This window comes from Shewanella sedimentimangrovi (assembly GCF_017354965.1).
Taxonomy (GTDB): domain Bacteria; phylum Pseudomonadota; class Gammaproteobacteria; order Enterobacterales; family Shewanellaceae; genus Shewanella; species Shewanella cyperi.
The window spans coordinates 2,282,631-2,308,564 of sequence record NZ_CP071502.1 but is presented as its reverse complement, the minus strand read 5'-3'; the positions used below and the strand labels follow the sequence as shown (position 1 = coordinate 2,308,564).

General features: G+C 54.7%; 23 protein-coding genes and 8 tRNA genes. 21 read left to right on the top strand and 10 right to left on the bottom strand.

Annotation, left to right across the window (positions count from 1 at the left end):
• Positions 1-26: 26 nt before the first annotated feature.
• Positions 27-1,532 carry a BAR domain-like protein A BdpA gene (gene bdpA, locus JYB85_RS10010; protein WP_207379195.1) on the top strand — a complete coding sequence of 502 codons (1,506 nt, stop codon included), beginning with the start codon at positions 27-29 and terminating at the stop codon, positions 1,530-1,532.
• 36 nt (positions 1,533-1,568) lie between these two features.
• On the opposite strand, the gene JYB85_RS10005 is transcribed toward bdpA, so the two are convergent.
• From JYB85_RS10005 to JYB85_RS09995, 3 genes are read right to left on the bottom strand one after another with little or no spacing between them, the layout of a single operon-like run.
• Entirely contained in the window at positions 1,569-2,258 is a 690-nt protein-coding gene (locus JYB85_RS10005) for a hypothetical protein (protein WP_207379194.1), read from the bottom strand.
• Positions 2,259-2,270: 12 nt separating this feature from the next.
• Positions 2,271-3,668, bottom strand: a complete 1,398-nt coding sequence (locus JYB85_RS10000) for a hypothetical protein (RefSeq protein WP_207379193.1) — start codon at positions 3,666-3,668, stop codon at positions 2,271-2,273.
• Positions 3,665-4,687: a phospholipase C/P1 nuclease family protein gene (locus tag JYB85_RS09995; protein ID WP_207379192.1), complete on the bottom strand. Its 1,023-nt coding sequence runs from the start codon at positions 4,685-4,687 to the stop codon at positions 3,665-3,667. Before JYB85_RS09995 ends, JYB85_RS10000 begins: the two co-directional genes overlap by 4 nt.
• A 227-nt stretch (positions 4,688-4,914) precedes the next feature.
• On the opposite strand from JYB85_RS09995, the gene JYB85_RS09990 reads away from it, so the two are divergent.
• From JYB85_RS09990 to JYB85_RS09975, 4 genes are all read left to right on the top strand, one after another.
• Positions 4,915-5,145, top strand: coding sequence for a hypothetical protein (locus tag JYB85_RS09990; protein ID WP_207379191.1), 231 nt, complete (start codon positions 4,915-4,917; stop codon positions 5,143-5,145).
• Between the two features lie 81 nt (positions 5,146-5,226).
• Positions 5,227-6,114, top strand: coding sequence for a CLCA_X family protein (locus JYB85_RS09985; RefSeq protein ID WP_207382030.1), 888 nt, complete (start codon positions 5,227-5,229; stop codon positions 6,112-6,114).
• A gap of 36 nt (positions 6,115-6,150) precedes the next feature.
• Complete coding sequence (locus tag JYB85_RS09980; RefSeq protein WP_207379190.1) at positions 6,151-6,843, top strand: SDR family oxidoreductase; 693 nt, start codon at positions 6,151-6,153, stop codon at positions 6,841-6,843.
• Positions 6,844-6,961: 118 nt separating this feature from the next.
• A complete protein-coding gene (locus JYB85_RS09975) occupies positions 6,962-7,501 on the top strand; it encodes a DsrE family protein (RefSeq protein WP_324032733.1) in 540 nt (179 codons plus the stop codon).
• A 588-nt stretch (positions 7,502-8,089) separates the two neighbouring features.
• On the opposite strand, the gene JYB85_RS09970 is transcribed toward JYB85_RS09975, so the two are convergent.
• The 3 genes from JYB85_RS09970 to JYB85_RS09960 form a co-directional block, all read right to left on the bottom strand.
• Positions 8,090-8,166: transfer RNA gene (locus JYB85_RS09970), tRNA-Met, on the bottom strand.
• Between the two features lie 40 nt (positions 8,167-8,206).
• Positions 8,207-8,283: transfer RNA gene (locus JYB85_RS09965), tRNA-Met, on the bottom strand.
• Positions 8,284-8,408: 125 nt separating this feature from the next.
• Positions 8,409-8,485: transfer RNA gene (locus JYB85_RS09960), tRNA-Met, on the bottom strand.
• Positions 8,486-8,828: 343 nt separating this feature from the next.
• Between JYB85_RS09960 and rlmKL the strand changes: the two genes are divergently transcribed.
• The 5 genes from rlmKL to rmf all read left to right on the top strand — a co-directional run bounded on the left by rlmKL (position 8,829) and on the right by rmf (position 15,354).
• Positions 8,829-10,955: a bifunctional 23S rRNA (guanine(2069)-N(7))-methyltransferase RlmK/23S rRNA (guanine(2445)-N(2))-methyltransferase RlmL gene (rlmKL, locus tag JYB85_RS09955; protein WP_207379188.1), complete on the top strand. Its 2,127-nt coding sequence runs from the start codon at positions 8,829-8,831 to the stop codon at positions 10,953-10,955.
• The gene (locus tag JYB85_RS09950; RefSeq protein WP_207379187.1) at positions 10,948-11,193 is read left to right on the top strand and encodes a glutaredoxin family protein; all 246 of its coding nucleotides are present in this window, start codon (positions 10,948-10,950) and stop codon (positions 11,191-11,193) included. Before rlmKL ends, JYB85_RS09950 begins: the two co-directional genes overlap by 8 nt.
• A gap of 1 nt (position 11,194) precedes the next feature.
• Positions 11,195-13,111, top strand: a complete 1,917-nt coding sequence (locus JYB85_RS09945) for an ABC transporter ATP-binding protein (protein WP_207379186.1) — start codon at positions 11,195-11,197, stop codon at positions 13,109-13,111.
• 28 nt (positions 13,112-13,139) lie between these two features.
• Positions 13,140-14,999 (top strand): DUF3466 family protein, encoded by a 1,860-nt coding sequence (locus JYB85_RS09940; protein WP_207379185.1) that lies wholly within the window; start codon positions 13,140-13,142, stop codon positions 14,997-14,999.
• A gap of 178 nt (positions 15,000-15,177) precedes the next feature.
• Positions 15,178-15,354: a ribosome modulation factor gene (gene rmf, locus JYB85_RS09935; protein ID WP_207319906.1), complete on the top strand. Its 177-nt coding sequence runs from the start codon at positions 15,178-15,180 to the stop codon at positions 15,352-15,354.
• 63 nt (positions 15,355-15,417) lie between these two features.
• Here the strand turns inward: rmf and fabA are convergent, their stop codons facing one another.
• Together fabA and JYB85_RS09925 are read right to left on the bottom strand one after the other, a co-directional pair.
• On the bottom strand, positions 15,418-15,933 hold the full coding sequence (gene fabA, locus JYB85_RS09930; RefSeq protein WP_207319905.1) for a bifunctional 3-hydroxydecanoyl-ACP dehydratase/trans-2-decenoyl-ACP isomerase: 516 nt from the start codon (positions 15,931-15,933) through the stop codon (positions 15,418-15,420).
• A gap of 78 nt (positions 15,934-16,011) precedes the next feature.
• On the bottom strand, positions 16,012-17,739 hold the full coding sequence (locus JYB85_RS09925; RefSeq protein WP_407695856.1) for a S16 family serine protease: 1,728 nt from the start codon (positions 17,737-17,739) through the stop codon (positions 16,012-16,014).
• 215 nt (positions 17,740-17,954) lie between these two features.
• Between JYB85_RS09925 and JYB85_RS09920 the strand changes: the two genes are divergently transcribed.
• The 9 genes from JYB85_RS09920 to JYB85_RS18985 all read left to right on the top strand — a co-directional run bounded on the left by JYB85_RS09920 (position 17,955) and on the right by JYB85_RS18985 (position 22,756).
• Positions 17,955-18,045: transfer RNA gene (locus tag JYB85_RS09920), tRNA-Ser, on the top strand.
• Positions 18,046-18,192: 147 nt separating this feature from the next.
• A tRNA-Ser gene (locus tag JYB85_RS09915) sits at positions 18,193-18,283 on the top strand.
• A gap of 327 nt (positions 18,284-18,610) precedes the next feature.
• Positions 18,611-19,255 (top strand): UvrY/SirA/GacA family response regulator transcription factor, encoded by a 645-nt coding sequence (gene uvrY, locus JYB85_RS09910; protein WP_207319903.1) that lies wholly within the window; start codon positions 18,611-18,613, stop codon positions 19,253-19,255.
• A 21-nt stretch (positions 19,256-19,276) separates the two neighbouring features.
• Positions 19,277-21,106: an excinuclease ABC subunit UvrC gene (gene uvrC, locus JYB85_RS09905; RefSeq protein ID WP_207323992.1), complete on the top strand. Its 1,830-nt coding sequence runs from the start codon at positions 19,277-19,279 to the stop codon at positions 21,104-21,106.
• A 51-nt stretch (positions 21,107-21,157) separates the two neighbouring features.
• The gene (gene pgsA / locus JYB85_RS09900; RefSeq protein ID WP_207319901.1) at positions 21,158-21,706 is read left to right on the top strand and encodes a CDP-diacylglycerol--glycerol-3-phosphate 3-phosphatidyltransferase; all 549 of its coding nucleotides are present in this window, start codon (positions 21,158-21,160) and stop codon (positions 21,704-21,706) included.
• 229 nt (positions 21,707-21,935) lie between these two features.
• Positions 21,936-22,011: transfer RNA gene (locus JYB85_RS09895), tRNA-Gly, on the top strand.
• Between the two features lie 32 nt (positions 22,012-22,043).
• A tRNA-Cys gene (locus JYB85_RS09890) sits at positions 22,044-22,117 on the top strand.
• Between the two features lie 35 nt (positions 22,118-22,152).
• Positions 22,153-22,239: transfer RNA gene (locus JYB85_RS09885), tRNA-Leu, on the top strand.
• A gap of 304 nt (positions 22,240-22,543) precedes the next feature.
• On the top strand, positions 22,544-22,756 hold the full coding sequence (locus tag JYB85_RS18985; RefSeq protein WP_228730075.1) for a GDCCVxC domain-containing (seleno)protein: 213 nt from the start codon (positions 22,544-22,546) through the stop codon (positions 22,754-22,756).
• A gap of 236 nt (positions 22,757-22,992) precedes the next feature.
• Here JYB85_RS18985 and JYB85_RS09880 read toward each other — a convergent pair whose 3' ends face one another.
• On the bottom strand, positions 22,993-23,268 hold the full coding sequence (locus tag JYB85_RS09880; RefSeq protein ID WP_207379183.1) for an HU family DNA-binding protein: 276 nt from the start codon (positions 23,266-23,268) through the stop codon (positions 22,993-22,995).
• Between the two features lie 227 nt (positions 23,269-23,495).
• Here JYB85_RS09880 and JYB85_RS09875 point away from each other — a divergent pair, with 227 nt between their 5' ends.
• Positions 23,496-24,902, top strand: a complete 1,407-nt coding sequence (locus JYB85_RS09875; protein WP_207379182.1) for a L,D-transpeptidase family protein — start codon at positions 23,496-23,498, stop codon at positions 24,900-24,902.
• A gap of 109 nt (positions 24,903-25,011) precedes the next feature.
• Positions 25,012-25,560, top strand: coding sequence for a DUF882 domain-containing protein (locus JYB85_RS09870; RefSeq protein WP_207379181.1), 549 nt, complete (start codon positions 25,012-25,014; stop codon positions 25,558-25,560).
• Here JYB85_RS09870 and JYB85_RS09865 read toward each other — a convergent pair.
• Complete coding sequence (locus JYB85_RS09865; protein ID WP_207379180.1) at positions 25,484-25,906, bottom strand: hypothetical protein; 423 nt, start codon at positions 25,904-25,906, stop codon at positions 25,484-25,486. The two genes, JYB85_RS09870 and JYB85_RS09865, sit on opposite strands and share 77 nt — an antisense overlap.
• Positions 25,907-25,934 lie beyond the last annotated feature (28 nt).

Sequence of the window (25,934 nt, the reverse complement as noted above, 5' to 3'; positions counted from 1 at the left end):
CCAAATCCGTCCGGAGGCGTTCTGCCATGTTTGCCAAAGTCGCAGCCTTGATGCTGCCCGCCATCACCCTATGCCAGTCGGCCATGGCTGTCGCCGGCAATGACATTCAATTCAGCAGTGACTTTGAACTGGGCACCGGCAGTGAGTGGTCCTTTGTCTATGGCTGTGAGCGTCAAAACTCTGTGCCCCACACAGGGGAAGGCGCGCTGCATTGTGGTCCCGGCACTGCCGTGCTTATCAGCAGTCAGGGAGTGGCAGAACTGGGGATGCTGGAGCTGTGGCTGAAGCCCGACAGTGTCCACAGCCGTTTTAAGCTCAGCCTGTACAGCGCCGAAACCGGTGGACTCAACAGCATCTGGACTCCGGTGGCCGTGCTTGAAGGCGAGGGCGATGACAGCTATCAGGCCCAGCGCATAGCCATAGATGAAGCCGGCCAGCGCTTTTTGCGCCTGGATATTGAAACCCAGAATGGCGGCGTCAGCCTCGATGATATCCGCATAGATAAAATTCAGCTCAATGCCGCACTGGCCAAAAACGAGCGCCGCATCATTGGTGGTCTGCTGGAGAAAATCAAGGAAGATCAGGATTACAAGCTGCAGTCGGATTCCATTGCTACCATGGCCCGCAGTTTTGCCGGCCAGCTTGAGAGCCAGCGCCAGTATTTGGAATACGCCAACGGTATCTATTCCTCCATCACCTTTGTGCTGGCCACTTCCGAGCGTAACAAGATGGCCAATCCCCTGGTGTACAAAACCTTCAAGGGCATTTTGAACGACACCAAGCGGGTGGCCACACCGCTGCAGGAAGCCAGGCTCAATTCCATGATAAAGCCCTTCGGCGATCTGGTTGGCGCCACGCTCAAGCTGGTCAGTGCCGGCACCTATGCGGTGTTTGCCGAGCCGTTTAAATCCTTCCTGGCGGCGACCTTTGACAAGTCCAACATAGATAATTCGGATCTCAGTCGCAGCGACAAGAAATTTGCCCGTGAAAACGGTCTGGCCATCTATGAACGGGCCGAGAAATTCATGACCGAGCTGGAGCGGGAGCTGGGGCAGACCACGGCGTTGGATAACGATTTGAGCCAGATCCTGAAAAACATCGACAGCTTTCGCAAAGATCTGGAACGCTTTATGGGCGACACCATGCAATATGCCGATTTGGGGCGTAATCAGGAAAACCGCAGTGCCCTGATGAGCAAGGACGACGCCAGCCGCGCCGCCATTCAGCAAAAGGCCCAAGACAATATTGCCAGGCGGGCCAACGCCCTGGCTGATGCCAGGCGCCAGACGGATCTGGTGCAATACCTGCTGCGAACCTCGGGCTACATAGAAACGACCCAGGGGTATAAGGAGCGTTTCAACCAGATCACCGCCCAGGTGCTTTCATTCTACGATCGCTTCGAACGCTCCGTGGCGCCCGAAGCCAACCCCTTCAGCGAAGGAGAAGATCGCAAACTGTGGGAACAACATGCCGTCCGCGCCCGGGCCTATATCAGGGATTCCAGGGATGCGTTTCACAAGGCCTATATGTAAGCCTGGGAAGAGTGAAAGATTAAACAGCGCCGGCCATTATTGGCCGGCGTTTTGTTGTTGCAAGAGTTCGGCTTCTGTCTGGGTCTGCTGCTGCATGGCCAGCAGGGCAGCGATTTTGGCGCGTGCAAAGGCAATGTCGGCCTGCGGCAGACCTTCGTCCTCGGCCCGGGCTATGGCGGCCTCAAGCATGCTCACCTTGGCGGGCACCGCGGTGGCAAAGCTTTGCAGGAGTTCGGTTCGGCTGCGCCCGCTATAGGCTTGATAGGCGGCGGGGCTGGCCAGATCGTCGGCCGTTGGCAGCTGAGGTTCAAGGTGCTTACCAATCCTGGGGGCGCGGGGATCGCCGCCAATCAGGGCGCCGCGCAGACTGATGGCATCCAGCTCACTGACCTGGGGCAGTGCCTCTTGGTCAAGCTCCTGTTGCTGGACTTTGTCGTCAGTGGCAGCGGACTCATCGCTCGTGACTGCCTGTATGGCAACTGTTGGCGGATATGCAGCGCCGGTTGATAGCGGCACATCCTTGACCGCCACTTTCTCGACTGCCACGTTCTTGACCGCCACTTTCTCGACCGCCGTGTCCTTGGCCGGGCTGTGCCCGGCGGCCTGCGGTGGGGCATGGTCGCTTGCCAGCAGCCAGGCCGTGACCAACACCAGCGAGGCCAAGACCAGAGACACCAACACCAAGGACGTATGGGGCTTCAGGGCAAAAGCGGATCTGGGTTTCATGTGCGTTTCTCCTTATCCCTTGGCTTTCGCTTTCGCTTTCGCTTTAGCATTGGCTTGAGCTTGAGCTTGAGCTTGAGCTTGAGCTTGAGCTTGAGCTTGAGCATCATGGACATCCGCCGCACGTTGGGCAGGAGGCAGACCCAGCTGTATTCGCAATGCCTGCCATTTTTGCCAGGCCTTGTCTGCTGCCAGCGCGTTGCGGGCAATGAAGGCCGTGGTCTCGCTGTCTTCCGGGTACAGATCATAGGCCTTGTCGCCGGTTTGCAGCAGCAGCCACAGTCCCTCGGGACTGCGCACCGGCTGGCTCAAGCTTCGCGCCGGTAAGGCCGCCGCGAGACTTCTGAGCCAGATGCCATCAACGCCAGCGTTGTTGTCATTGCCTTTCCGGCAGGGCAATTCCACCAACCTTGTTGCGTCATCTGCAAGCCTGACACGGGTGGGGGCCTGCTCCCGATTGCGTACGGCCGCGTTTTTGCGTCTTGCCCGCCCGGCTTCTGACTGAGCCCCGTAGCACCAGACCTCGGCCTCGGCCTGTGTTAACCGCAGAAACCTTTGTGGGTATTGGCGGTAGAAGGCACGAATCTCGTCCCCTGTCACCTCAGCCGCCAATGCCTGCAACGCCGGGGTGTCGCCATGTTGATCGGCACCGACGCCAAAATGCGCCAGCAATTTGGGGTAGAGCAGTCTGGCGCGGGTAAGGTAGCGCAGAATGTCGAGTTCTGCTCCGCTCAGCATGCCATTGGCAAGCAGCCACTGCGTCTGTCGCTCCTGCATGGCGCGGCGGGCTATCAATTGCTGCCAGTAAGCCACATCCGCTTGCAACAGTTTTTGCCTGCCCTGCACAGATTGCTCGTTGAAGATCTGCGCCAGGGATATATGCTCACCCGCGCCCAGGTCTATGGCTATCCGTTCGCCGAGGGCTTGCTGCTGCGCGGCGGAAAGCTCATAACCCAGGGGATTAGGATCTTTTAACAGCGCCTGTAGCTCCGCCTTGTCCGGAACAGCGATCCAGGGACTATCGCGGGAGGCCTGGACCCGACTGGCTGCCACCTTTAGCGGCAGTTGCTGCAATTGGGGAAACAATTGCTCCAGAGTGAGCGACAGATTGGCCCGCAGCAGGTAATCCATGTCATAGCCGGTGCGGCCCTGTTGCCACAGGTTCTCCGTCATGTCCCGGTCGTGGTAACGGGTCAGACGCCATTGCTCCAGCAGCATGGCATCGAATGCCTCGCGACTTATGCTGCCATCACCCAGGCGGTACAGACTCTCGCCAAGACTTGGGCTCAGTCCCGGGGTATCGGCTTGCGCGGTTAAAGCAGTCCTGTCGGCGTTCATGTCAGGCCCTGCGGCCATCGCTGCCCACAGGGGCAGCAACGACAGCAGGGCTATAGCGTACCGGCCAGGGTTCATGGTGCAACCCTGTTGCCGGCATGGTTCAGCAGCCGAACCACCATGGCAATGGCGTGGGGGATCACCTGACGGCCCACATCACGGCGCATGGCGTGATCTTCGCTGTAAAGCACCTGACCGCCAGCGGCATAAGCCAGGGTTCCGCCCTGGGTGAGCAGGCCACGGATCTCGGAGCTGGAGGGATCCAGCGGGCTGAAGTCCGCCAGCGCAGCGGTCACCAGATTGGTGTCGTTGAGCTGCTCGGCATCGTAATAGTCACGCACCCAGGACTCCCAACTGGAGTGATTCAGATCCGAAGTGGTCCAGACATGGTGAGGCTGCAGCAGATCCGTGGTGTGAAAGACAAAACCAAGCGACTGCACAGTGGGTTGGACCCAGAACTGTTGGTACCAATATTGCCCCAGGTTATCTATGGGCTGGAAGGGCATGGTCTCGAAGTCTTTATACATGCCGTAACTGGAGCTGCTGCCCTGGCGGTAGTGGGCCTCGGTTACACCGTAGCTGTTGTATTCACTGTCCTCGGCCCCGAACCAGCCGGTCTGTCCGCCGGCGCCATCGTCCAGGTGATCGCCCTTGAGCCAAGTGGCGGCCATGGTATCTACCGTGCCCCACACCGTCAGCTTGGCGTAGTTATAACCGCCAAAGTCGTTGCCGTGGGCATCGCTGCCTTGGGTATGGTTCTGGAAATGCCAGTAGGAGGTGTACTTGACTATGCTTTCTGCCGAGCCCCATACGGGTGCTTGCACACAGTCGCCGGTTACAGCACCGCAGATAAATGTGTCTTCAAAATCGTCCACATCATAGGCGGCCTGGCCCAAGCGTTCGGCCAACTCATCAATGCTGATCCCCGCCGCTGCGGCCATGGCCTGCAGCTTGTTGTAGTTGGTGCTGTCCGGATGGTTTTTCATATAGTTGACCGCGTCTATCACTATGCGTTTATGGGTGATTTGACTGAAGGCATTGGCCTGGCCGGACAGCAGCACAGCGCTCACTGCAGCAGCAAGAAGGAGTTTGTTCATCATGGTAAAACCTTTTTATATTATTGAATGATATAGGGTAAAACCCTGACACCCGTCAGGTGCAGCCGAGTCTAGGGCAAGAAAATGACAGTTCGGCGTCGTTTGCGTTAAAACTCTAATGCAGTGTGTGACAGTCACCCGAGCGGACATTTCCGCTGACATTTGTTGCTGGTGAAAAGCTCGAGTTCTTTACATAATGGGCATACCTAAATAAAGGAGCTCATCCAATGAATGCAGGGACACTCGCATTGCTTATCCCCATAGTCGCCATTGTCGGCGGCTATCTGGTCGCCATGATGAAAATTCGTGAGCGGCAGCAGTTGGCCAGTCAGCAACATCAGCAGGAAATGTTGGTAATGCAAGAAGAGATAGACAAACTCAAGGCACGGATCGAGGTGCTGGAGAAAGTGGTGACCGAAGATGACTGGCAGCTCAAACGTGAAATCGACCGCGCCTGAGCCCCGGGATAAGTCTTATTTCATTTATATGTCGCAGTTATCTTCTGTTACTCGAGAAGGGTTGACGGGCCTTGGTCTGTGCTGAAACGACACCATAACGCTTCAAGGCAGGGGCCGGATCACCGTGAGGGTGAGCAGGTGACTTTTCTTGAGGTCAAACAGCACTTTGGCCTGGGTCATGTGCGGGTCGGCAGCTGGGTCAGTAGGGAGGAGTCACTGCTGGCCGCCAATCTGGTGTTTGATGCCCTGGCGGATCTGGCGCTGATACTGGGATTGCCACCAAAGGCACTGGGGCTTAGGGAAAGTTTGAATCTGGCCTTTGGCCACGGTGGCCGCGAAGGCGTAATGGCCCATTATGCCCCCCAGGAACGGACCCTGGCGCTGGCAAAAAATGCCGGTGCCGGAGCGCTCGCCCACGAGTTCTGGCATGCCTTCGACCACTTTATTGCCCCCAAGGTTTTTGACATAAGAGCCTTTGACAGCCGCGCCTGTGACAATGGCGGGCGCGGTCATGGTCCACATTTCGCCAGCGGTCTCTGGCTCAGGGATGTGCCCATTTTGAGCCATCCTCTCAATGAACGTTTGAGCGAGCTGTTCCGGATCACTATGCTCAGTGAAGACAATCAGCAACCCAGCGACTTTGTTAACCGGGCCGTACAGCTGGATAGGGGGAGTGGTTACTGCTATTTTTCCCGGCCTTCGGAGCTGATGGCCAGAGCTTTTGAGGCCTGTATTGAGAGCTGTGGCAGTTATGAGCGCCTGGATCAAGACACCGGCGAGCTTTGCTTGCTGCCACTTGTTAACCCTTATCTGGTTACGGGAACCCAGGCCAAATCCGGGGCCAGGCGTTCCGGCTGGGGCACCATGCCAGATGGCGCCTTCCCGGATGAATCACACAGAAAGCTCATCCACGGGGCGCTGTGCTGCTATTTTCACCCATTGGGACGGGCGCTCATGTCACGGCAGTAGCCGGGGTAAAGGCCTGCACATAAGGAGAACTGCATTATGCATCATTCAGTGTTGATCACCGGTGCCAACCGGGGGATAGGACTGGCGTTGACCCGGGCCTATCTCGAGGCGGGAAGTGACGTCATCGCCTGCTGCCGTAATCCCCACGATGCCAAAGAATTGCAATCCTTATTGGATGAACACGAGGGCCTGGAGGTTTTTGAACTGGATGTGACCTCCGTTGAGTCCATTGCCGCGCTCGCGGAGGACCTGGCAGGTCGACCACTGAACCTGCTTATCAATAATGCCGGAGTCTATGGCCCCAACGGTGTTTGTATCGGTAATACGCCTGCGGCGGAGTGGCTTAAGGTTTTTGAAGTCAACAGCATAGCGCCGATGAAAATGGTGGAGGCCTTGCTGCCGAACCTGATGGCAACCAAGGGCACGGTCGCCAACATGTCATCCAAGATGGGCAGCATGGCCGATAATGACAGTGGCAGGGCCTACATATATCGCTCTTCCAAGGCGGCCCTCAATGCCGTGACCAAGAGTCTGGCAATTGATCTGACTGACAAGGGCATTATTGCGGTAGCCCTGCACCCGGGCTGGGTGCAGACTGAGATGGGGGGCCCCAATGCGCCGCTGGAAAGCAAGGCCAGCGCTGCCGGCCTCAAACGGTTGCTTGATGGCCTGAGTCTTGTCGACAGTGGCGGCTTCTATGACTTTCAGGGAAACAAGGTTCCCTGGTGAATACAGCACGGTTTTAGATTCGTGTGCTAAATCAAATACCTCCGAGACATCATACTTGAGTATTGGTGCTGTTTTATGCAAGACTCGTCTTGATAACAAAAATATAACGGGAGGCATGATGCAAGGTAAATTATTGGGCATGGCGGCAATAGTCGCCGCACTGCTGGTACCGGGCGCCGCAGCGGACGGTTTTCGTTCAGGACCTGTCATTGAAGGTTTCGGCAAGGTGGCGTATGTGAAACAAACCTTTCCTGTGGCCAAAGATCAGCACTTCAAAGTGGTATTTGATACCGGTGAGCAGGGTAAAGAGGGGGATGTCAACCGCACCCTGGACAGTATGGCCCGCTTTCTGAATATGCATGGAGCGGCCGGCGTGCCTTTGGAGAACATCCAGTTGGCGCTGGTACTGCATGGCAAGGCTGCCTGGGATGCGCTGACCGATGATGCCCACCAGAGGAAGTTGGCCAAGTCCAATCCAAACAGTGCCTTGCTGCAGGCCCTTTTGGACAAAGGAGTCAGGATCATAGTATGCGGTCAGACTGCGGCGTATCTGGGGATTGACAATAATATGTTGGCTCCCGGAGTGGAAATGTCCCTGTCTGCCATGACTGCCCATGCGCAGCTCGCTCAGCAGGGCTACAGTCTCAATCCTTTCTAACGGCATCTTTATGACAAACATAGGGAACCCCGGCATCCAGTCGGGGTTTTCTTTTTCTCCCCCGTTTTCACCAGGGCAATGCCCACAGCAGCAAGGTTCACAAGAGCGAGGCTCATTGCAATAGATTAGCGGCCTGATATCCGGCCAAGCGGCAGCTTTTGGCTGTAACCGTAAAATCGATTGAATATAAAAGATAACCAGGCGGCGGGAGCCGGATTACTTTTATTACGAAGAGGGTTTGAAGAAGAGGGCGACGACCTTCGCTGCGGTTAATGGAAAGCTGAGCCCGGCGAGCTACTGCTCCATCCCGCGTCCGGATGTGACTGTGAAGTCGATTGATACACAAAAGAATTGGTTGCGGGAGCCGGATTACTTATTTAAAGGAGAGGGCGACGACCTTCGCTGCGGTTAATGGAAAGCTGAGTCCGACGAGCTACTGTTCCATCCCGCGTATGGATGTGACTGTGAAGTCGATTGAATACACAAAAGAATTGGTTGCGGGAGCCGGATTTGCATCTCGACCTTCGCTGGCTGTTTATGAAGAGCTGAGCCCGATGAGCTTTTTCTTTATAACGGCTTGACCAAAATTGGTTGCGGGAGCCGGATTTGAACCGACGACCTTCGGGTTATGAGCCCGACGAGCTACCATGCTGCTCCATCCCGCGTCCGGATGTGACTGTGAAGTCGATTGATACACAAAAGAATTGGTTGCGGGAGCCGGATTTGAACCGACGACCTTCGGGTTATGAGCCCGACGAGCTACCATGCTGCTCCATCCCGCGCCATTTTGTGCTTTGCGTTGAATTATGATTGGTTGCGGGAGCCGGATTTGCATCTCGACCTTCGCTGGCTGTTATGAAGAGCTGAGCCCGACGAGCTTTCTCTTTATAACGGCTTGACCAAAAATTGGTTGCGGGAGCCGGATTTGAACCGACGACCTTCGGGTTATGAGCCCGACGAGCTACCATGCTGCTCCATCCCGCGTCCGAATAATCAACGCTGCTTTTGTGACCGCCAGTCTGTGCGTTCCAGTTACCCTGTACCTGCCATCTTGGCTACGTCCTTCAAAGCGGGGCGAACTATAACGAGCCTGTAAGCCAATTACAAGAACCAATTTCAAATTCCTGTGTGAATGCTCAAATATGAACCGTTATCCGCTGTCGACAGGGAAATGTACTGACCTTATCGGTACTGGCCTTACAAAATTCGGTGCCATGGTAAGGCTTTTATCCGCTGGCAATCGAGCCTTTAAGGCTAACTTTGCTTATCTTTTGCGGTATTCCACGGGTATAATGTGCGCTTCGATTTTCTGTTGGCGCTTATTTACATGTTTAATTTTTTCGCGGCGGCCCCCAAGGGCTTTGAATATGCATTGGCAAATGAACTCACGGCCCTTGGTGCAACCGAGGTGCGTGAGAGTGTCGCCGGGGTATATTTCAGTGGCTCATTGGAATTGGGTTACCGTGTCACCCTGTGGAGCCGCTTGGCCAGCCGGATTATTTTGTTGGTATTCAGTGGTGAGTGCACCAGCGCCGAGCAACTGTATAACGGCGCCTATTGCATCGATTGGCCGGCGCATTTATCCAATAAGTCCAGTTTCAGCGTCGATTTTCACGGCAGTGGCGGCTTTATCAACAATACCCAGTTCGGCGCGCTGCGCATCAAGGACGCCATAGTTGACCGTTTCCGCGACGATGGCCTCAATCGCCCCAATGTGGGCCGCGGTGACGCCAACTTCAGGGTTGATGCCCACTACCGCAACGGCAAGATCAGCATAGGGCTGAACTTCTCAGGCCCGGCGCTGCACCAGCGCAGTTATCGCGGCAACACGGGCGAAGCGCCGCTGAAGGAAAACCTGGCGGCCAATATGTTGGTGCGCAGTGGTTGGCAGGCGGAGCCAGTGACCCTGATGGATCCCTTCTGCGGCAGTGGCACTGTGCTGATTGAGGCTGCCATGATGGCCTGCGATATGGCACCGGGATTGCTGCGTAACAAGTTTGGCTTTGAGCACTGGCGTCGTCACGATCCCAAGTTGTGGCAAGGCATAGTGGAAGAGGCCCGTGCCCGGGCCAGTCTGGGTAAAAGTCGCTGCGAGCTGAAGTTCTACGGCTCCGACATAGACTCCAGGGTGGTGGCGCTGGCCAAGCGCAACGCCAACAACGCCGGCGTATTTGAATTTATCGATTTTAAAGTGGTCAATGTCCTCAATGTGACGCCTCCTGCCGAGACCGGCATGGTGGTCACCAACCCCCCTTATGGTGAGCGCCTTGGCAATGTCACCAGCCTGCTGCAGTTGTATTTCCAACTGGGGGAAAAATTCAAACAGGATTTTGGCGGCTGGAAGTTGGCCATGCTGTGCAGCGATATTGAGCTGGTGTCTTCGCTCAAGCTTAAGGCTGACAAGCAGATGAAGATGTTTAACGGTGCCCTGGAATGCGCCTTTAACCTCTATACCCTGCATGCCAGCAGCACCCGCCGTGAGATCCCCATTGCACAGGAAGGACAGGGCGGCGAGATAGCGCCGGCCTTTGCCAACCGCATCAAGAAAAATGCCAAGCAACTGGATAAGTGGGCAAAACGCGAGGGCATAGACAGCTATCGCCTTTACGATGCCGACATTCCGGAATACAACGTGGCGGTGGACAGGTATCTGGATCACCTGGTGGTGCAGGAATATGCCGCCCCGGCCGCGATTCCCGAAGCCGTCAGTAAAAGGCGCGTGACAGATGTCTTGCTGGCCCTGCCACGGGCCCTTGGGGTGGATCCGGAAAACATTATTCTCAAGACCCGTGAACGCCAAAAAGGGACCAGTCAGTATCAGAAGCTGGACATGGAAAAACTGGAACTGGTGACCACTGAATATGGCTGCCGTTTCAAGCTTAACCTCAGCGATTATCTGGATACCGGTCTGTTCCTTGACCACCGTCTGACACGCAAGCTGGTGGGCGAGAAGGCCAAAGACCGTGATGTTCTGAATCTGTTTGCTTACACTGGGTCGGCCTCGGTGCACGCCGCCAAGGGCGGCGCCAAATCGGTGACCACTGTGGACATGTCCAATACTTACCTGAATTGGGCGAAAGACAATTTTATGCTCAATGGTTTGGTGGGGCGACAGTACCAGTTTATTCAGGCCGATTGTCTGCAGTGGCTGGCCGAATGCGAGCAGAAATTTGATCTGATCTTCATCGATCCGCCCACTTTCTCCAACTCCAAGCGCATGGAAGATTCCTTTGATGTGCAACGGGACCATGTGAAGTTGCTGTCGGCGCTGAAAAAGCTGCTCAATCCGGGCGGTGAAATCCTATTCTCCAACAACAAGCGCAAGTTCAAGATGGATATGGACGCCATGGCCGCCGCGGGCCTGCAGGTGGTCAACATCGACGATAAGGTGTTGCCCATGGATTATCAGCGCAATCCGCAAATCCACAATTGCTGGCTGGTGACCCATGCCTGAAGTGTTGCCGTCCCCTGATTTCATTTTGTATCACACCGAAGGCTGTCACCTGTGCCACGAGGCGCAGGCCTTGCTGGAGCAGGCAGGTATAGCCTACCGTCTGCAGGATATCTGTGAAGACGAGCAATTGGCCGAGCGTTACGGCGTCCGCATTCCCGTGGTGCGCTGTAATCACAGCGGCGCAGAACTGGGCTGGCCCTTCGATTTGAACTTATTACTGGATTTTGCAGGAGCCTGAAGTGAGTCTGGTCCGTATTAATAATGGCTCTTTGGCCTATGGTTATACCCCACTGCTGAAAAATGCCGATTTCAGCATTGAACCCGGTGAGCGGGTTTGTATCGTCGGCCGCAATGGCGCCGGCAAGTCCAGTCTGCTGAAGATCCTCGATGGTGAAGTGGTGCTGGACGATGGTGAGCTCAATATCGCCAGCGATCTGAAAATCAGTCGCTTGCAGCAGGATCCACCCAAGGCCGAGTCCGGCTCGGTATACAGTTATATCGCCATGGGGCTTAAAGACGCGGGTGAAGCGCTGGAACGTTATCATCAGCTGTCCCACGACGTTGCCACCGCTGACGGCAGCGAGATGGAGCGTATGCTGAAAGAGATGGAAAGGTTGCAGGCCCAGTTGGATCACCTGAACGGCTGGCAACTGGACAGTCGGATTCAGGCACACTGCAAACGCCTGGACCTGGATCCCGATACGCCCTTGTCCGCTCTGTCCGGTGGCTGGCAGCGCAAGGTGGCACTGGCCCGGGCGCTGGTGAGCGAGCCGGATCTGCTGCTGCTCGACGAACCTACCAACCATCTGGACATTGACACCATTGAATGGTTGGAACAATTTCTACTCGGCTTTGCCGGCGCCATAGTGTTTATCAGCCATGACCGTGGCTTTATCTCGCGCATGGCCACCCGGATTGTCGATCTCGATCGCGGTGTGGTGACCTCCTGGCCGGGTAACTATCAGACATATCTTGATGGCAAGGCCGAATGGCTGCGACTGGAAACTGAAGCCAATGCCCAGTTCGATAAGAAGCTGGCCGATGAAGAAGTGTGGATCCGCCAGGGGATTAAGGCCCGCCGTACCCGCAACGAGGGCAGGGTAAGAGCCCTTAAAGCGCTCAGGATGGAACGCAAAGAAAGGATCAATCGCCAGGGCGGCGTCAGAATGGCGGTATCCGATGGTGAGCGTAGCGGCAAACTGGTGTTTGACGTTAACGAGCTGAACTTCAACTTGCCGGATAAAGATCTGGTGAAGCAGTTTTCCGTGTCCGTCATGCGTGGCGATCGCATTGCGCTGATTGGCCCCAACGGTTGTGGCAAGTCGACCTTGATCAAGCTGCTGCTTGGCCAGCTGGCGCCCCAGTCCGGGGAGATCAAGGTCGGAACCAAGCTGGATGTGGCTTACTTTGACCAGTACCGGGAAACCCTGGATCCGGAAAAGACGGTGGAAGAAAACGTCGGCGAAGGCAAACAGACGGTCACAGTTAACGGCAAGGACAGGCACATCCTCAGCTATTTGCAGGATTTTTTGTTCTCGCCGATGCGGGCCAGAACGCCGGTGAAGGCCCTTTCGGGGGGAGAAAAGAACCGCTTGCTGCTGGCGCGTTTACTGCTCAAGCCTGCGAACCTTATCATCCTCGACGAGCCTACCAACGATCTGGATATTGAAACCCTGGAACTGCTGGAATCCATGCTGGCGGACTACGAGGGCACCCTGCTTATCGTCAGTCACGACAGGGCCTTTATTGATAACGTGGTCACCAGCAGTTGGTGGTTCGCCGGTAATGGCCGCTGGAGCGAGTATGTGGGCGGCTACCAGGATGCCCTGGAGCAGGGCGCAAGATTCTATCGCGAGCCCGAGGAACCCGCAGAGCAAAAGAGTGTCCAACCTGAGGCCGCTGTGGTAAAACAGCAAGTCGGTGTAAAACCTGCGAAAAAATTGTCGTACAAGTTGCAGCGTGAGCTCGAGGAATTACCGGCTCTGATGGAAAGTTTGGAAGCGGAAATCTCCGCGCTGCAGGCCGAAGTAAATCAGGCCGATTTTTATGCCCAGGGGCAGGACAAGGTAAACGCTCGGCTCGCAGAGCTGGCGGACAAAGAGCAGCAATTGGAAGTTTGCTTCGAGCGGTGGGAAGAGCTCGAGTCCATGAAGTAAACCCATAATAAAAAACGGGAAAAAGTGAATGAAGTTGAAGCTGGATAAAGCATTGACCCTGGTGGCACTGAGTGTTGCCGGTGTATTGGGAACCGCCCAGGCAGCACCTGTTTATGAAGTCGTCAATATCGAAGATTTTGATCTCAATGGCACCCTGGAGGGTACCCGCAACGGCTACGCCATGGGCATTAATGCCAACAATGAATTGGTGGGTGTAGCCCAGGGCCGCAAGAAGCTCAACAGCAGCGATGTGGAAGGTGGCATTATCGATGCTGAGGATGGGGTGGCCGATGCCGAGAAAATCACCTATTCGGTGAATTCCCCCATAGTCGCCAACAACTTCACCTTTGTTGCCGGTGCCAATGGCGAAGCTGGGGCCTGGATCCCGACTTTTGAAAGCCTCGGGGGCACCACAGATCCTGCTTTGACCGATACCGATGTGCCGGAAAGTATCAACTCGGTTGATACCTACTACTACGACATCAATGATGCCGGCATCAAGGTGGGCGCTCTTACCGCACCTGAGAAAAAGGTTGATTATACCGGCAGCAGCACTACCCAGGAATTTTGGTATTACCGTGATTTTGAGCAGCGTGCGGTAGTGAAGACGCCGGGTGGTGAAATCGAGCTGCCTCCTCCTTATACCACCTATGTCAATGAGGACAAGACGGTGGAACTGGGCGGCATGTCGCTGGCTTCGGCCATCAACAACAATAATCAAATTACCGGCTATGCCAGTACTGCCCTGAGCAGCTTCAGCTCTGACCGGGTTGCCGCCTGTATTACAGCCGATGAAGCTGGCACCGGCCTGCCATTGGATATTTGTGTCCAGCAGGAGCAATATCCCTCCGGTAGCCAGAACACCCGCAATATCCAATACCAAAATCGTGCCTTTGTCTGGCAGTTGGGTGAAGAGACAGTTACCGAGATGGAATTGCCTCTGGGTCTGGAGCCGCCGGCCGATTCCAAGGTGGTGTATTCGGCCCAGGGCCTTGGCATTAACAATGAAGGTGATGTAGCCGGTCGTTCTCACATCTTTCGCGACAACGACACGAAAAAGTTACGTTTGGACGCCGCTTATTGGCGTAAAAATGCCGAAGGTCAATATGAATATCACTGGGTACCGGTAATCAATAAGGATGTCACATCATCGATTGCCTTTGATATCAACGACAACGGCATTTTGGTGGGCAGTTATCGCAGTTATATCCAGGGTGTACTGCGGGACAAGTTTTTCTACTTTGACACCAAGGCAGACGCTGCCAGTGTGGTGGTGCCGAACGATTTCTCCACCAGTCTGACGGATCTGAGCAGCAAGCCCAGAGACATCAACAATCAGGGGCAGGTGGTTGGTTTTATCGAAACCGAGTATGACAAGGACAAGCCAAGACCAAAGGCCGGATTCCTGTTTGATATGAACTCGGCCGAGTTCGTCAACCTCAACAGCCAGTTGACCTGTCAGTCCAAGGGCTTTGAGCAGGGCACCGATGGCAACTGGCAACGCCACAAAGTAGAGGTGCAGGACGGTACCGGCAAGACCCTGAGTTACGAAACCGATATCCAGATTGTTGAGGCCAACAGCATCAATGAGGCCGGGCTTATCGTGGGTACCGCGTTTGTGCGTAAGCCGGTGTACCAGACCGATCTCAATGGCATTCCTGTGGTGGGCGAAAATGGCTTGCCGCTGTTCTCCCTCGATGGCAATGGCGATCCCGTGACCTCGTATCTGCCGCGCATGGTGGTGCTGGCCCCGGCCGCCTCGGGCGCCGAGGCCTGCGATGCGGTTGATGGCGGTACAGAAACCAAGTACGAGCGCAAAGGTGCAGCCGGTGGATTGTTGGCCTTGTTGTTGCTGCCGCTTACCTGGATCAGACGCCGTATTCGCTGATCCCCCTCAAAATACCGAAACGGGACAAAAATATTTGTCCCGTTTTTTATTACGATCTCAAAAGCTTAAAAATTGAGCGCTATAATCGGCGATTTTTTGATTGATCTTGGATCTGAAAAGTTCTATTTCTACTTGGGAAGCTGTTGCTTCTTCTTTATGTAGAACAGAGGACGCTTGCATGAAAAGACAAAAACGAGATCGTTTAGATAGGGCTTTTTCAAAAGGATTCCAGGCTGGGGTCGGTGGCCGTTCAAAAGAACTTTGTCCCTATGCCAATCTTGATTCGCGTTCCCAGTGGCTGGGGGGATGGCGGGAAGGAGTCGATGGTAGACTCAACGGGCTGTTCAACAAATAGTGCAAACCTAAGCAACAACAAAAACGCCCTCCATTGAGGGCGTTTCTGTGTCCGGGCCTAAGCTCAAAAGGTTGATGTGTCGGTGAATACACCCACTTTCAGATCGGTGGCGCTGTAGATCTGGCGGCCATCCACTTCGAGAATGGCATCGGCGATACCCATCACCAGTTTGCGGTGAATGGTGCGTTTAATGTTCAGGCGGTATGTCACCTTCTTGGCACCGGGCAATACCTGACCGGTAAATTTCACTTCACCCACACCCAGGGCACGACCTTTGCCTTCTGCGCCTTCCCAGGCGAGGAAGAAGCCCACCAGCTGCCACATGGCATCCAGACCGAGACAGCCTGGCATCACTGGGTCATCAACGAAATGGCAACCGAAAAACCAGAGATCCGGATTGATATCCAGTTCAGCAACAATCTCACCTTTACCGAACTCGCCGCCGTGATCATTGATTGTGGTTACCCTGTCGATCATCAACATATTGTCGATGGGCAGGCGAGGAGAATTCTTGCCAAATATGTCCCCGTAACCGCAGGCGATGAGTTCTTCTTTGTTGAAACTGTTTGCTTTATTCATTGTAATAGTTACCACTCCAGCATATAGAGTGGCCAAGATTAGCGAACAGGTGTAAGCCAGACAACTCCGATCAGCTGTTTAGTTGCCTCTGGATGTCCATTTTGCGAGCAGTCTGGCAAAAAAGCCCAGCGGTTCTTCGTCGTCATGTCCGGCAAGCTTGTCCAGGCGCTGCTGCACCATGCCGTAGAGTGTGCCCTCGGGGAAGTTATCATCCTCATCGGCGACTCCGGCAGGCAAATCCATCAGCAGTTCCACTGCTTCATCCATATGGGCCACCTGGTACAGTTGGAATCGACCGGCCTTGACCGCCTCTATGACCTTGGGATCCAGATTCAGTTGCAACAGGTTGGCCTTGGGAATGATCACCCCTTGTTCACCGGTAAGACCACGGCGTTCACAGAGGCTGAAGAAGCCTTCAATCTTTTCATTGACTCCGCCAATGGCCTGCACATTGCCGAACTGGTCGAGGGCGCCGGTCACCGCCAGGGATTGGCGTATGGGCTGTTCGGCAATCGCCGACATCAGGGCGCAGTACTCGGCCAGGGAGGCGCTGTCGCCGTCGATTTCCTGGTAAGACTGCTCGAACACTATGTTGGCGTTGAGGTGCAGTGGTGCATCGCGGCCAAAAATGCGGTACAGACAGGCGGACAAAATCATCATGCCCTTGGCGTGTATGTTGCCACCGAGTTCTGACTTGCGCTCGATGTCAGCCACTTCACCGTCACCGTAATGCACGGTCGCTGTAATCCGCGCCGGCTCGCCGTAACTGTAATCTATGCTGTCAATCACGGTCAGGCCGTTAATCTGACCCACCTTTTCGCCGTCCGTCAGCAGATTGATAAAGCTGTCGTCGAAACTTTGGGCGGAAAAGCGTTCCGAGATGTTGTGTCTGTGTTCGGCCTGCTGCAATGCTTTGGTAATGGCCTTGCCATCAAGGTGGCTGGTGCCGCGATAGGCGGCGGCCTGAGCGAACAGCTGTACCATATCCTGTCCCGCCAGGGCCAGACGCTGCTGATGTTCACTGAGGCGTGAGCCATGTAAAAACAATGGCAGCAGTGCCGACTCGTCCAGCGTCACACCCGCTTCCTGCGCCAGAGCCACCAACCAGGAACCGTATTCCAGCTCATGGTGGCGGGTTAAATCCATTTCGTTGTTAACTTCGCCCAGCAGGGGGAAGCATTCATTGAACTGGGGTTCGTGCGCCTTGAGTTCGCTATAGATGCCGGCATGGCCCACCAGCACCAGAGTGGTGTGCAGCGGGACCTTGGGCAATTCATCGCTGACCCGGTAAAACCCCTGACTCAGCACCTGCAGCAGAAAATCCCACAGGCTTTCGCGGCGGCACAGGCTATCGGCGCTGAGAAACAGCCAATTATGTTTGGCGAGCAGGCCGGGTTGATATTGGCGCTTGCCGCCGACTGTGGTCATCTTGCCTATCAGATCCGCCCGGCGCAGGGGGCCATTAATGTAGGCATAGGCGGACTCCTGTTTGGCCAGGGATCCCACGTTGTCTCCGCTTGGCTCGCGCCATTGCAGCTCGGGTTCACCTTCCTGCTTCAGGGCAACCAGGTTCCTGGGTTGCCACCCTTGGGCATCACACAGGGCTTTGAACAGCGGTTCCCGGGCGACACCGGGGTAATCGGCAATAAACAAGTGCTGATCACGGATGCGGCTCGCCAGCTGAAAGGCATCCTGCAGCCTTTCCTGGGCAAGCAACAAGGCCCGGGATCCCGGGGTGAGTTTATCAATAGCAGGTAAGGTAAAACTGGGTGCCAATGCTGACACAGGAATATGGGATAGAGTCATGACGATTGCTGAATGCATTGAATAAGCCGATTCTAGCATAAGCCGCAGCCAGTTCTTCAATCCCGGATGCTTTTCATGACAAAGGACAGATTTGTTTATCGTCAATAATAAAAAGAAGCAGTTGCCGCAGGCGACCAGACATTGAGCAGTTGCACCGGCCGAGAGCGAAAAGGAGTTTACAGCGGACCCAGGGGGCGCTAGTATCCGCACTGTTCGGAGGGGTGGCAGAGTGGTTTAATGCACCGGTCTTGAAAACCGGCGTGGGTTTATAGCCCACCCAGGGTTCAAATCCCTGCTCCTCCGCCATATTCAAAAAGCCCGCTTATATAAGCGGGCTTTTTACTTTAACGGCATCGAAAAGTCGTTGATTGCAGCACAAATGAGCAATCGAGCCCGCAGTGTAAAAATTCAGTTTACAGTGACGTGACAGGCCGTTATTATGTCGCTCGTTCCGGAGGGGTGGCAGAGTGGTTTAATGCACCGGTCTTGAAAACCGGCGTGGGTTTATAGCCCACCCAGGGTTCAAATCCCTGCTCCTCCGCCATATTCGAAAAGCCCGCTTATCTAAGCGGGCTTTTTACTTTTCAGCCTTGAATAACCTTTTGATTTCCGTGCTTTTTTCTTACACTAGGCGACAAAATTTTGTCATTTGGCCGGCTTGGATCCGCGCTATTTCCCGGGGAAAGGTCAGAAGTTATCTCTTTTTATAAGTAAATTAGTTGTTTAGTATCAATGCAATCATTATGGCCACAATGATTTAGTGCTTTGCATGCATTGGTAGATGGGCTAAATTAGCTCACATGGGCGACAAGGGATTGGCGCCGAATGCTGCCTATCCCCGCAAAGCAAGATCAAATAGGGTGGAAAGACGTTGATTTCAGTATATTTGGTTGACGATCATGAGTTGGTGCGTACCGGTATCCGGCGGATCCTGGAAGATGAGCGTGGTATCAAGGTCGTGGGCGAGGCCGCCGACGGTGAGTCAGCGGTGCAGTGGGCCAGGCAAAACGAAGCCGATGTGATCCTGATGGACATGAATATGCCCGGGATCGGTGGTCTGGAAGCCACCCGTAAAATCCTGCGCTATCAACCCCATGCCAGAATTATCGTCCTGACGGTGCACACCGAAGATCCTTTCCCCACCAAGGTGATGCAGGCGGGAGCCTTTGGCTATCTGACCAAGGGGGCCAAGCCGCCCGAGGTCTTGCAGGCCATTCGTCAGGTGGCGGCAGGGCAGCGATACCTTTCGCCGGAAATCGCCCAGCAGATGGCGCTCAATCAGTTTAACCAGAGCGAAGAAAGCCCGTTCAAGTCCCTGTCAGAGCGCGAATTGCAGATCATGATGATGATCACCAATGGCGACAAGGTGAACGACATTTCCGAGCAGCTCAACCTCAGCCCCAAGACGGTTAACAGTTACAGATACCGCTTGTTTGCCAAGCTGGGGATCAATGGTGATGTGGAGCTGACCCGTCTGGCAATCCGTTATAAGATGCTCGATACCGGTCAGTTTTAATGGCGTAAACGCCTTTTCCGAATGACAAGCCCGTTTAATTCCAAGCAGTTTCTCAAAACCGTTTCATCCGGCGCCGGCGTGTATCGTATGTACGATGCCGGCGGTGCCGTTATCTATGTGGGTAAGGCCAAAGATCTCAAGAAGCGCCTGTCATCCTATTTCCGCAGCAATCTGCCCAACGTCAAGACCCAGGCGCTGGTGTCCCATATCGCCAACATAGATGTCACCCTGACCCACAGCGAGACCGAGGCGCTGATCCTCGAGAACGATTACATCAAGCAGTACATGCCCAAATACAATGTGCTGCTGCGGGATGACAAGTCCTACCCCTATATTTTCTTAAGTGGCCACAAACATCCCAGACTGGCCTATCACAGGGGCGCCCAGCGGGAAAAGGGCCAGTATTTCGGGCCTTACCCCAATGGCGGTGCGGTGCGCGAAAGCCTGAACCTGATGCAAAGGCTGTTTCCCATCCGCCAGTGCGAAGATTTGTATTACAAGTCCCGCTCCCGTCCTTGCCTGCAATACCAGATAGGTCGTTGCAGCGCTCCCTGTGTCGGCAAGGTCAGCGATGAGGATTATCAGGAGCAGGTACGCCTGGCGACCTTGTTTCTCAAGGGCAAGGATCAGCAAGTGATTGCTGCCCTGGTGGACAAGATGGAGCAGGCCGCCATCGCCATGAAATATGAGCTGGCGGCCCGTTACCGGGATCAGATCCAGGCGCTGCGCAAGGTCGCCGAGCAGCAGGAGGTATCCGGTCACAAGGGCGATATGGACGTGATTGGTGCCCATTACGCCTCGGGGCTGGCCTGTTTCCATATCCTGTTTATCCGCAACGGCAAAATCTTCGGCAGCCGCAGTTATTTCCCGACCGTGCCGGCGGAAACCGAACTGCCGGAGTTGCTGCGCGCCTTTATGTTGCAGTTCTATCTCAACGAGGATGCCAAGCGCACCTTGCCCAAGGAAGTGATCATCGGCGAGGAGTTTGAGGATCTGCACGAGCTGGAGCTGGCGCTGCTGCAATCCCTCGGCACCCGGGTGGAGATAAAAATGCGGGTGAGGGGGGACAGGGCGGGTTTCCTGCGTCTTGCCACCACCAACGCCAGCAACGCAGTCAGCAGCCGTCTGGCCCATAAGAGCACCATAGAGCAGCGCTTTGAGCTGCTGGAGGATGTGCTGGCGCTGAACTTCCCCATAGGTCGGATGGAGTGTTATGACATCAGCCACACCATGGGCGAGAGCACAGTGGCTTCCTGCGTGGTGTTCAACCGCGAAGGGCCGCAAAAGTCCGAATATCGCCGCTATAACATCACAGGTATCACGCCGGGCGATGACTATGCCGCCATGGCCCAGGCCCTTAGCCGTCGTTTTGACAAGATTGAACGGGGCGGAAAGGTGCCGGATCTGCTGTTTATCGACGGTGGTCTGGGGCAGCTGCGGGCGGCCATGAAGATAGTCATGCCCAAGGTCGCCGAACTCGACAAGCAACCGATACTTATAGGTATTGCCAAGGGCGAGAGCCGCAAACCCGGTCTGGAAACCCTGATCATGGGCGACACGGAGCAAGCCTTTGCACTGGAAGGGGATAACCCGGCGCTGCATCTTATCCAGCACATTCGCGACGAGTCGCACAGATTTGCCATCACAGGCCACAGGGCCAAACGGCAGAAGACCCGCAACAGTTCAACCCTGGAGTCCATTCCCGGCATAGGGCCCAAAAGACGCAAGGCGCTGCTGCAGTACCTTGGTGGCTTGCAACAGGTAAAAAGCGCCAGCGCAGCAGAACTTGCCAAAGTGCCGGGGATCAGCCCAGAAATGGCGCAAACGATCTTCGACTCATTGCGGGGGTGATAAAAATCAGGCAAGATTGGCGCTGCTTTTTGACTATCCGGTTGCCTTTACATGCCATTTAACTTGCCAATAGCATTGACCTTTTTCCGGCTGTTCCTGTTGCCGGTATTCGTGGTGATGTTTTATTTACCCTATAGCTGGGCAGCCTTTGCCGCAGCCTTTGTCTATTGGCTGGCTGCCATTACCGATGCGCTGGATGGTTATGCGGCGCGCAAACTCAAACAATCCACCCGCTTTGGTGCCTTCCTCGATCCTGTTGCCGACAAGGTCATGGTAGTTACGGCCCTGGTGTTGCTGGTGGCCGACTACGACAATGTCTGGTTGACACTGCCGGCACTGCTGATGATAGGTCGGGAAATCGTTATTTCGGCTCTGCGGGAGTGGATGGCGGAAATCGGCAAGCGCGGCGCCGTGGCCGTGTCCTGGATGGGCAAGTTCAAGACTGCAGTGCAGATGGTGGCCATCATTGGCCTTATCTGGAAGCCCAATGACTTGTTGATTGGTCTTGCCTGGGTGCTGTTCTACATTGCCGCAGTGCTGACCTTCTGGTCGATGATGAGCTATATACTGGCCGCCTGGAAAGATCTCACTGCCGAATAGCACATTAAAAGATCAATGAGTTTAATTAGTGTGCAAGCAGTTCACAGGCTCACAATAAGCAATTGACACTCAGGGTTAAATAGGTAGAATGCCAATCCGCAGTCAGGGCAAACCTGCTGCAAATGTTGAACAGGAAATTCCTGTGAAGACAATGCGACATTAGCTCAGTTCATAAAATGCGGGATACCTCGCAGATGTTATAGAAAAGCGCTGATTAGCAAACAGTGATGCGACATTAGCTCAGTTGGTAGAGCGATACCTTGCCAAGGTATAGGTCATCGGTTCGAACCCGATATGTCGCTCCAATCACTGCCCCGGCAGTGACAATTCTTAAGATGGCGCGATGGCAGAATGGCTATGCTGCGGATTGCAAATCCGTCGATCTCGGTTCGACTCCGGGTCGCGCCTCCATCTTAAATGAGAACCCGTCTGGGTAATCATGCTAAGCCCGAGTGGTGGAATCGGTAGACACAAGGGATTTAAAATCCCTCGCTGGTAACAGCGTGACGGTTCAAGTCCGTCCTCGGGTACCATTCAAATCAAACAGTTACACTCCAAGCAAATCTATATCAAGCATATATAACACCCCCCAATCTGATTAGTCTCGGGCATTTGTGTCATAAATTAATTGGCATTATTTGTGGCCGAGATCCACTTTAACATCAGCCCACTTTAACATCAGGCAACTGAGCCTCAGCCAACCAAGCATCGGTTAACTCAGCAAATTAAAGTAAATCCGGCATGTGCATTGTGGCCATGGTCTGTGTGGTGTGCACCCAAGGTTTGCGCTGGCCTGATGTAAGGTCCACTATCAGGTGAAAACGGAGGGAGAGCAAAATGTCAGAGATAGTCTTGGATTCTGAAATGACTTGCCCAGCATGTGGATTTAAAAAAGCGGAAATCATGCCCACCGACTGCTGCGTGTATTTTTACGAGTGCACTTCATGTCATCAGCTGTTAAAGCCAAATCCCGGGGATTGTTGTGTTTTTTGCTCATTCGGTTCGGTGAAATGCCCGCCGGTTCAGCAGGGGAATGAATGCTGTGGCTGAATAACAGACCAAGCTGAGCGTGGCAAAGCCACGTATGGGAAGCTGTTGGGGGAAAAGGTTAAATCTGAGGTTTAAGATTTTGCTCGCACAGCATCCTTGCCGTGTAAATCAATAAGATAAAAATCTGTCGCCAGCCAAACTATGTTTCAATCCTTCAAGTCTTTTCTACAGTATTCCACTGCTCGTTTATGGATTGAGTCGATGTCACAGCCGGCCAGCTCAGGCATGGCCCCGGATCAGCGGTTAAGGGCGTTTTTCAATGCCGGCGACGGTCTGAAACTCGGCTGGTTGTAACCGGCTATCTCTATGGGTTCGCCGGTTTGGGGATGACGGCCGTTTTTGGGCAGAAAGTATCTGAGTTCAAAGGTGCCCAGCGGCGGCAGGTAGACTTTTTCGCCCTCCATCAGGGCACCGCGGATCGCGCCGAGCAGCTGCTTGATGATCTCGTTGGCATCATTAGGGGATAGTTGCAGTTCAAGGGCAAGGCGTTTGCTTATATCGCTTTGTTTCATGGGAACTTCATTTGGAAATTGAGCCCGGCTTTATAACAATTTCTGTTTTCCAATGACACCCAAACGCCCGCGTTTGCTCGATTTAAGCACTATTCCCGTGCCGGTTGCAGACTTTTCCAACAGTCTCAGGGGGATGGCGTTTAACCGCGCCGCAGAGGGTGAATTAGGGCCCCAAGGGCGCGCACCGATGCCATAATCAAAGTCAGGCGAGTCGAGGGAGCAGGCGAATGAGCTTGAGGTTACTGTCTCCGGGAATAGGGTTGGCGGGGGCATTTTTTCTGGGGTATTTGTGCCTGTCCGCAGAAATTGTGTGGGCCGACAGCAATACCGTGGCTGCGGGAAAGGTATTGGCCGAGCATGCGCGGCTGCTGGCTCTGGCCAGTCAGGACCCAAGCCTTGAGCGCTATGCCAGGGAACTGGAGTCGGATTCCCTGTCAGCCCAACTGGAATACTTTGATGTGGCGGCCGAAGCCATTGCCGATTTCTGGCGTGCCAGGCAGGTTGGACTCCCGGTCGATGTGGCGGGCGGGGATAAACTTAGCCAGGCAGCAGGGTTGGAGCCTTTCCCCAACCAATTTATGCTGACGGTAAACCGGGTAAGGCAACTGCTTTGGCTCGACAGCCATGCAGATTGGCCACTGATATCCCCCCGTGGGTTGCTGAGACCCGGCGACAGCCATGGCAGTATTCCGCTGATTGGCCAACGTTTGTGGCTGCTGGGGGACTTGAAAACCGAGCCCGATAACAGCACATTCTATGATGACAGGCTTAAGCTGGCGGTTCAGCAATTTCAGGCCCGGCATGGCCTTAAGCAGGATGCGATTATCGGACCGCTGACGCTGCAATGGCTGAATCGCTCACCGCTGGAGCGGGCGCAAATTCTTGCCCGCAACTTCGTGCAGTTCGTGATGGACAGCAGTGCGCTGGGGGAGCGTTATCTGTTGGTCAACATCCCGGCTTTTGAGCTGGTGCTGGTGGATGGCGGTGAAGAAGTCCTGCGCTCGCGGGTCATAGTGGGGCGCACCTACCGCCAGACGCCCTTGCTGAGCGGTGAGATCTCCAACGTGGTGCTCAATCCCAGCTGGCGGGTGCCAAAAAAACTGATGCGCAAGGATGTGCTTCCCAAGGTCCGCAAGGACGGCAGCTACCTGCGCGAGAAACAATTTGATGTCTTTGATAGCCAAGGGCAGTTGGTTGAGCACTCAGATGCGGAATGGCAGCAGCTTGCCTCCAGTCAGTTTCCTTTCAATCTGGAGCAGCGACCCGGTACCCACAATGCCCTGGGGCAATTCAAGTTTCACTTTGCCAACGAAGCCAGTGTCTATTTGCACGACACCCCGGAAAAAGAGCTGTTTGAACACAGCGACAGGGCCCTGTCTTCGGGATGCATTCGGGTGGATAAGGTGCATGAACTGGCCAATTGGTTTGCCGACAACCTGATCAGGGACAGACGCATGTGGGACAGCATGTTGGGGGGCCGGGAGCGAACCCAATGGTTTTCCCTGACAGAAAAAGTACCTGTGCATCTGGTGTATTGGACGGCCTGGATGGACGGCGAGCAACAGGCACAATTTCGTAATGACATTTACCACTTACGCCAAAATACCCCCATGCTGACGGCGGCACACCCCTGAAGTCCTGACGCAGCGCGGCTCACAGCAGTAGCACAGAAAGCTTGATCCTGCCGCCAAATCAGGATACTTTGCGGTCGAAGTGTTCAAAAATAGTACTATGGTGGTATGAGTGTCTGATTTCTGTCCTGCCCGTCGGCAGTTGTTATTAGGGTTGGGGGGAGCTGCATTGGCTTCCATGGTGCCATCAAAAGCGATGGCCAGCCGCTCAACCAAGGGCAGCAGGATGCTGAGTTTGTACAATCGTCACACCGGGGAAACCCATAAGGGTGTGTATTGGATTGATGGCAAGTACCAAAAGGAAGCTTTAGAGGACTTCAGTTACCTTTTGCGTGATCACAGGCAAAATGTGGCTGCACCCATGGATAAGCGGGTGTTTGACTTGTTGTTTCAGTTACAGAATCGACTGGATACCAGCAAAACCATTCACGTGATTTCCGGTTACCGCTCACCCCAGACCAATGCCCTGCTGGCATCCAAGAGCAATGGGGTGGCCAAGAAGAGTTTGCACATGAAGGGCATGGCCATAGATATTGCCATACCCGGCGTACCGCTGAACAAATTGCGTGATGCCGCCTGTGCGCTCAAGCTGGGTGGCGTGGGTTATTATCCCGAATCGGGTTTTGTTCATGTGGACTGCGGCGCGGTGCGTCGTTGGTAAGAGCCTGATTTTCCAGTATCGCCGTGAGCTTGTGGCGAAAGTCCACAATCTCCCGGCGTTGCTGCCAATCGGCCAGCAAGGCTGACAGTTGTTGGTAGAACTGTCCCACACCGTTGGGACAGGCAATGGCCTGCATGGGGGCCTGCTTCGACAGCTTTTGCTCCAGGCGGAATTTTTCTTCACACAGCGCCATCAATTCAGCCAGGCGCACGTCCATCTGCAGGGGATCAATCCCCAGGCTGTCGAGGTTATTGGCAGTATCACGCAGAAGTTGATGCAGCAGTTTAAGGTTGCCATGCCATTGGCAGCACAGTTCAGCCGTTAGCCGCGGAAATTGCTTGTCCATGCGATACCTTCCTTAGTTGATTCCGCAC

Bases quoted from the DNA above. Each gene is read 5' to 3' on its own strand.
- rlmKL (WP_207379188.1), top strand. From the start codon at position 8,829: ATGTTTAATTTTTTCGCGGCGGCCCCCAAGGGCTTTGAATATGCATTG.
- JYB85_RS09990 (WP_207379191.1), top strand. From the start codon at position 4,915: ATGAATGCAGGGACACTCGCATTGCTTATCCCCATAGTCGCCATTGTC.
- rmf (WP_207319906.1), top strand. From the start codon at position 15,178: ATGAAAAGACAAAAACGAGATCGTTTAGATAGGGCTTTTTCAAAAGGA.
- JYB85_RS09975 (WP_324032733.1), top strand. From the start codon at position 6,962: ATGCAAGGTAAATTATTGGGCATGGCGGCAATAGTCGCCGCACTGCTG.
- bdpA (WP_207379195.1), top strand. From the start codon at position 27: ATGTTTGCCAAAGTCGCAGCCTTGATGCTGCCCGCCATCACCCTATGC.
- JYB85_RS09940 (WP_207379185.1), top strand. From the start codon at position 13,140: ATGAAGTTGAAGCTGGATAAAGCATTGACCCTGGTGGCACTGAGTGTT.
- JYB85_RS09880 (WP_207379183.1), bottom strand. From the start codon at position 23,268: ATGAAACAAAGCGATATAAGCAAACGCCTTGCCCTTGAACTGCAACTA.
- JYB85_RS18985 (WP_228730075.1), top strand. From the start codon at position 22,544: ATGTCAGAGATAGTCTTGGATTCTGAAATGACTTGCCCAGCATGTGGA.
- JYB85_RS09995 (WP_207379192.1), bottom strand. From the start codon at position 4,687: ATGAACAAACTCCTTCTTGCTGCTGCAGTGAGCGCTGTGCTGCTGTCC.
- JYB85_RS09950 (WP_207379187.1), top strand. From the start codon at position 10,948: ATGCCTGAAGTGTTGCCGTCCCCTGATTTCATTTTGTATCACACCGAA.
- JYB85_RS09925 (WP_407695856.1), bottom strand. From the start codon at position 17,739: ATGACTCTATCCCATATTCCTGTGTCAGCATTGGCACCCAGTTTTACC.
- JYB85_RS09865 (WP_207379180.1), bottom strand. From the start codon at position 25,906: ATGGACAAGCAATTTCCGCGGCTAACGGCTGAACTGTGCTGCCAATGG.
- uvrC (WP_207323992.1), top strand. From the start codon at position 19,277: ATGACAAGCCCGTTTAATTCCAAGCAGTTTCTCAAAACCGTTTCATCC.
- JYB85_RS09875 (WP_207379182.1), top strand. From the start codon at position 23,496: ATGAGCTTGAGGTTACTGTCTCCGGGAATAGGGTTGGCGGGGGCATTT.
- JYB85_RS09980 (WP_207379190.1), top strand. From the start codon at position 6,151: ATGCATCATTCAGTGTTGATCACCGGTGCCAACCGGGGGATAGGACTG.
- JYB85_RS10005 (WP_207379194.1), bottom strand. From the start codon at position 2,258: ATGAAACCCAGATCCGCTTTTGCCCTGAAGCCCCATACGTCCTTGGTG.
- JYB85_RS10000 (WP_207379193.1), bottom strand. From the start codon at position 3,668: ATGAACCCTGGCCGGTACGCTATAGCCCTGCTGTCGTTGCTGCCCCTG.
- pgsA (WP_207319901.1), top strand. From the start codon at position 21,158: ATGCCATTTAACTTGCCAATAGCATTGACCTTTTTCCGGCTGTTCCTG.
- fabA (WP_207319905.1), bottom strand. From the start codon at position 15,933: ATGAATAAAGCAAACAGTTTCAACAAAGAAGAACTCATCGCCTGCGGT.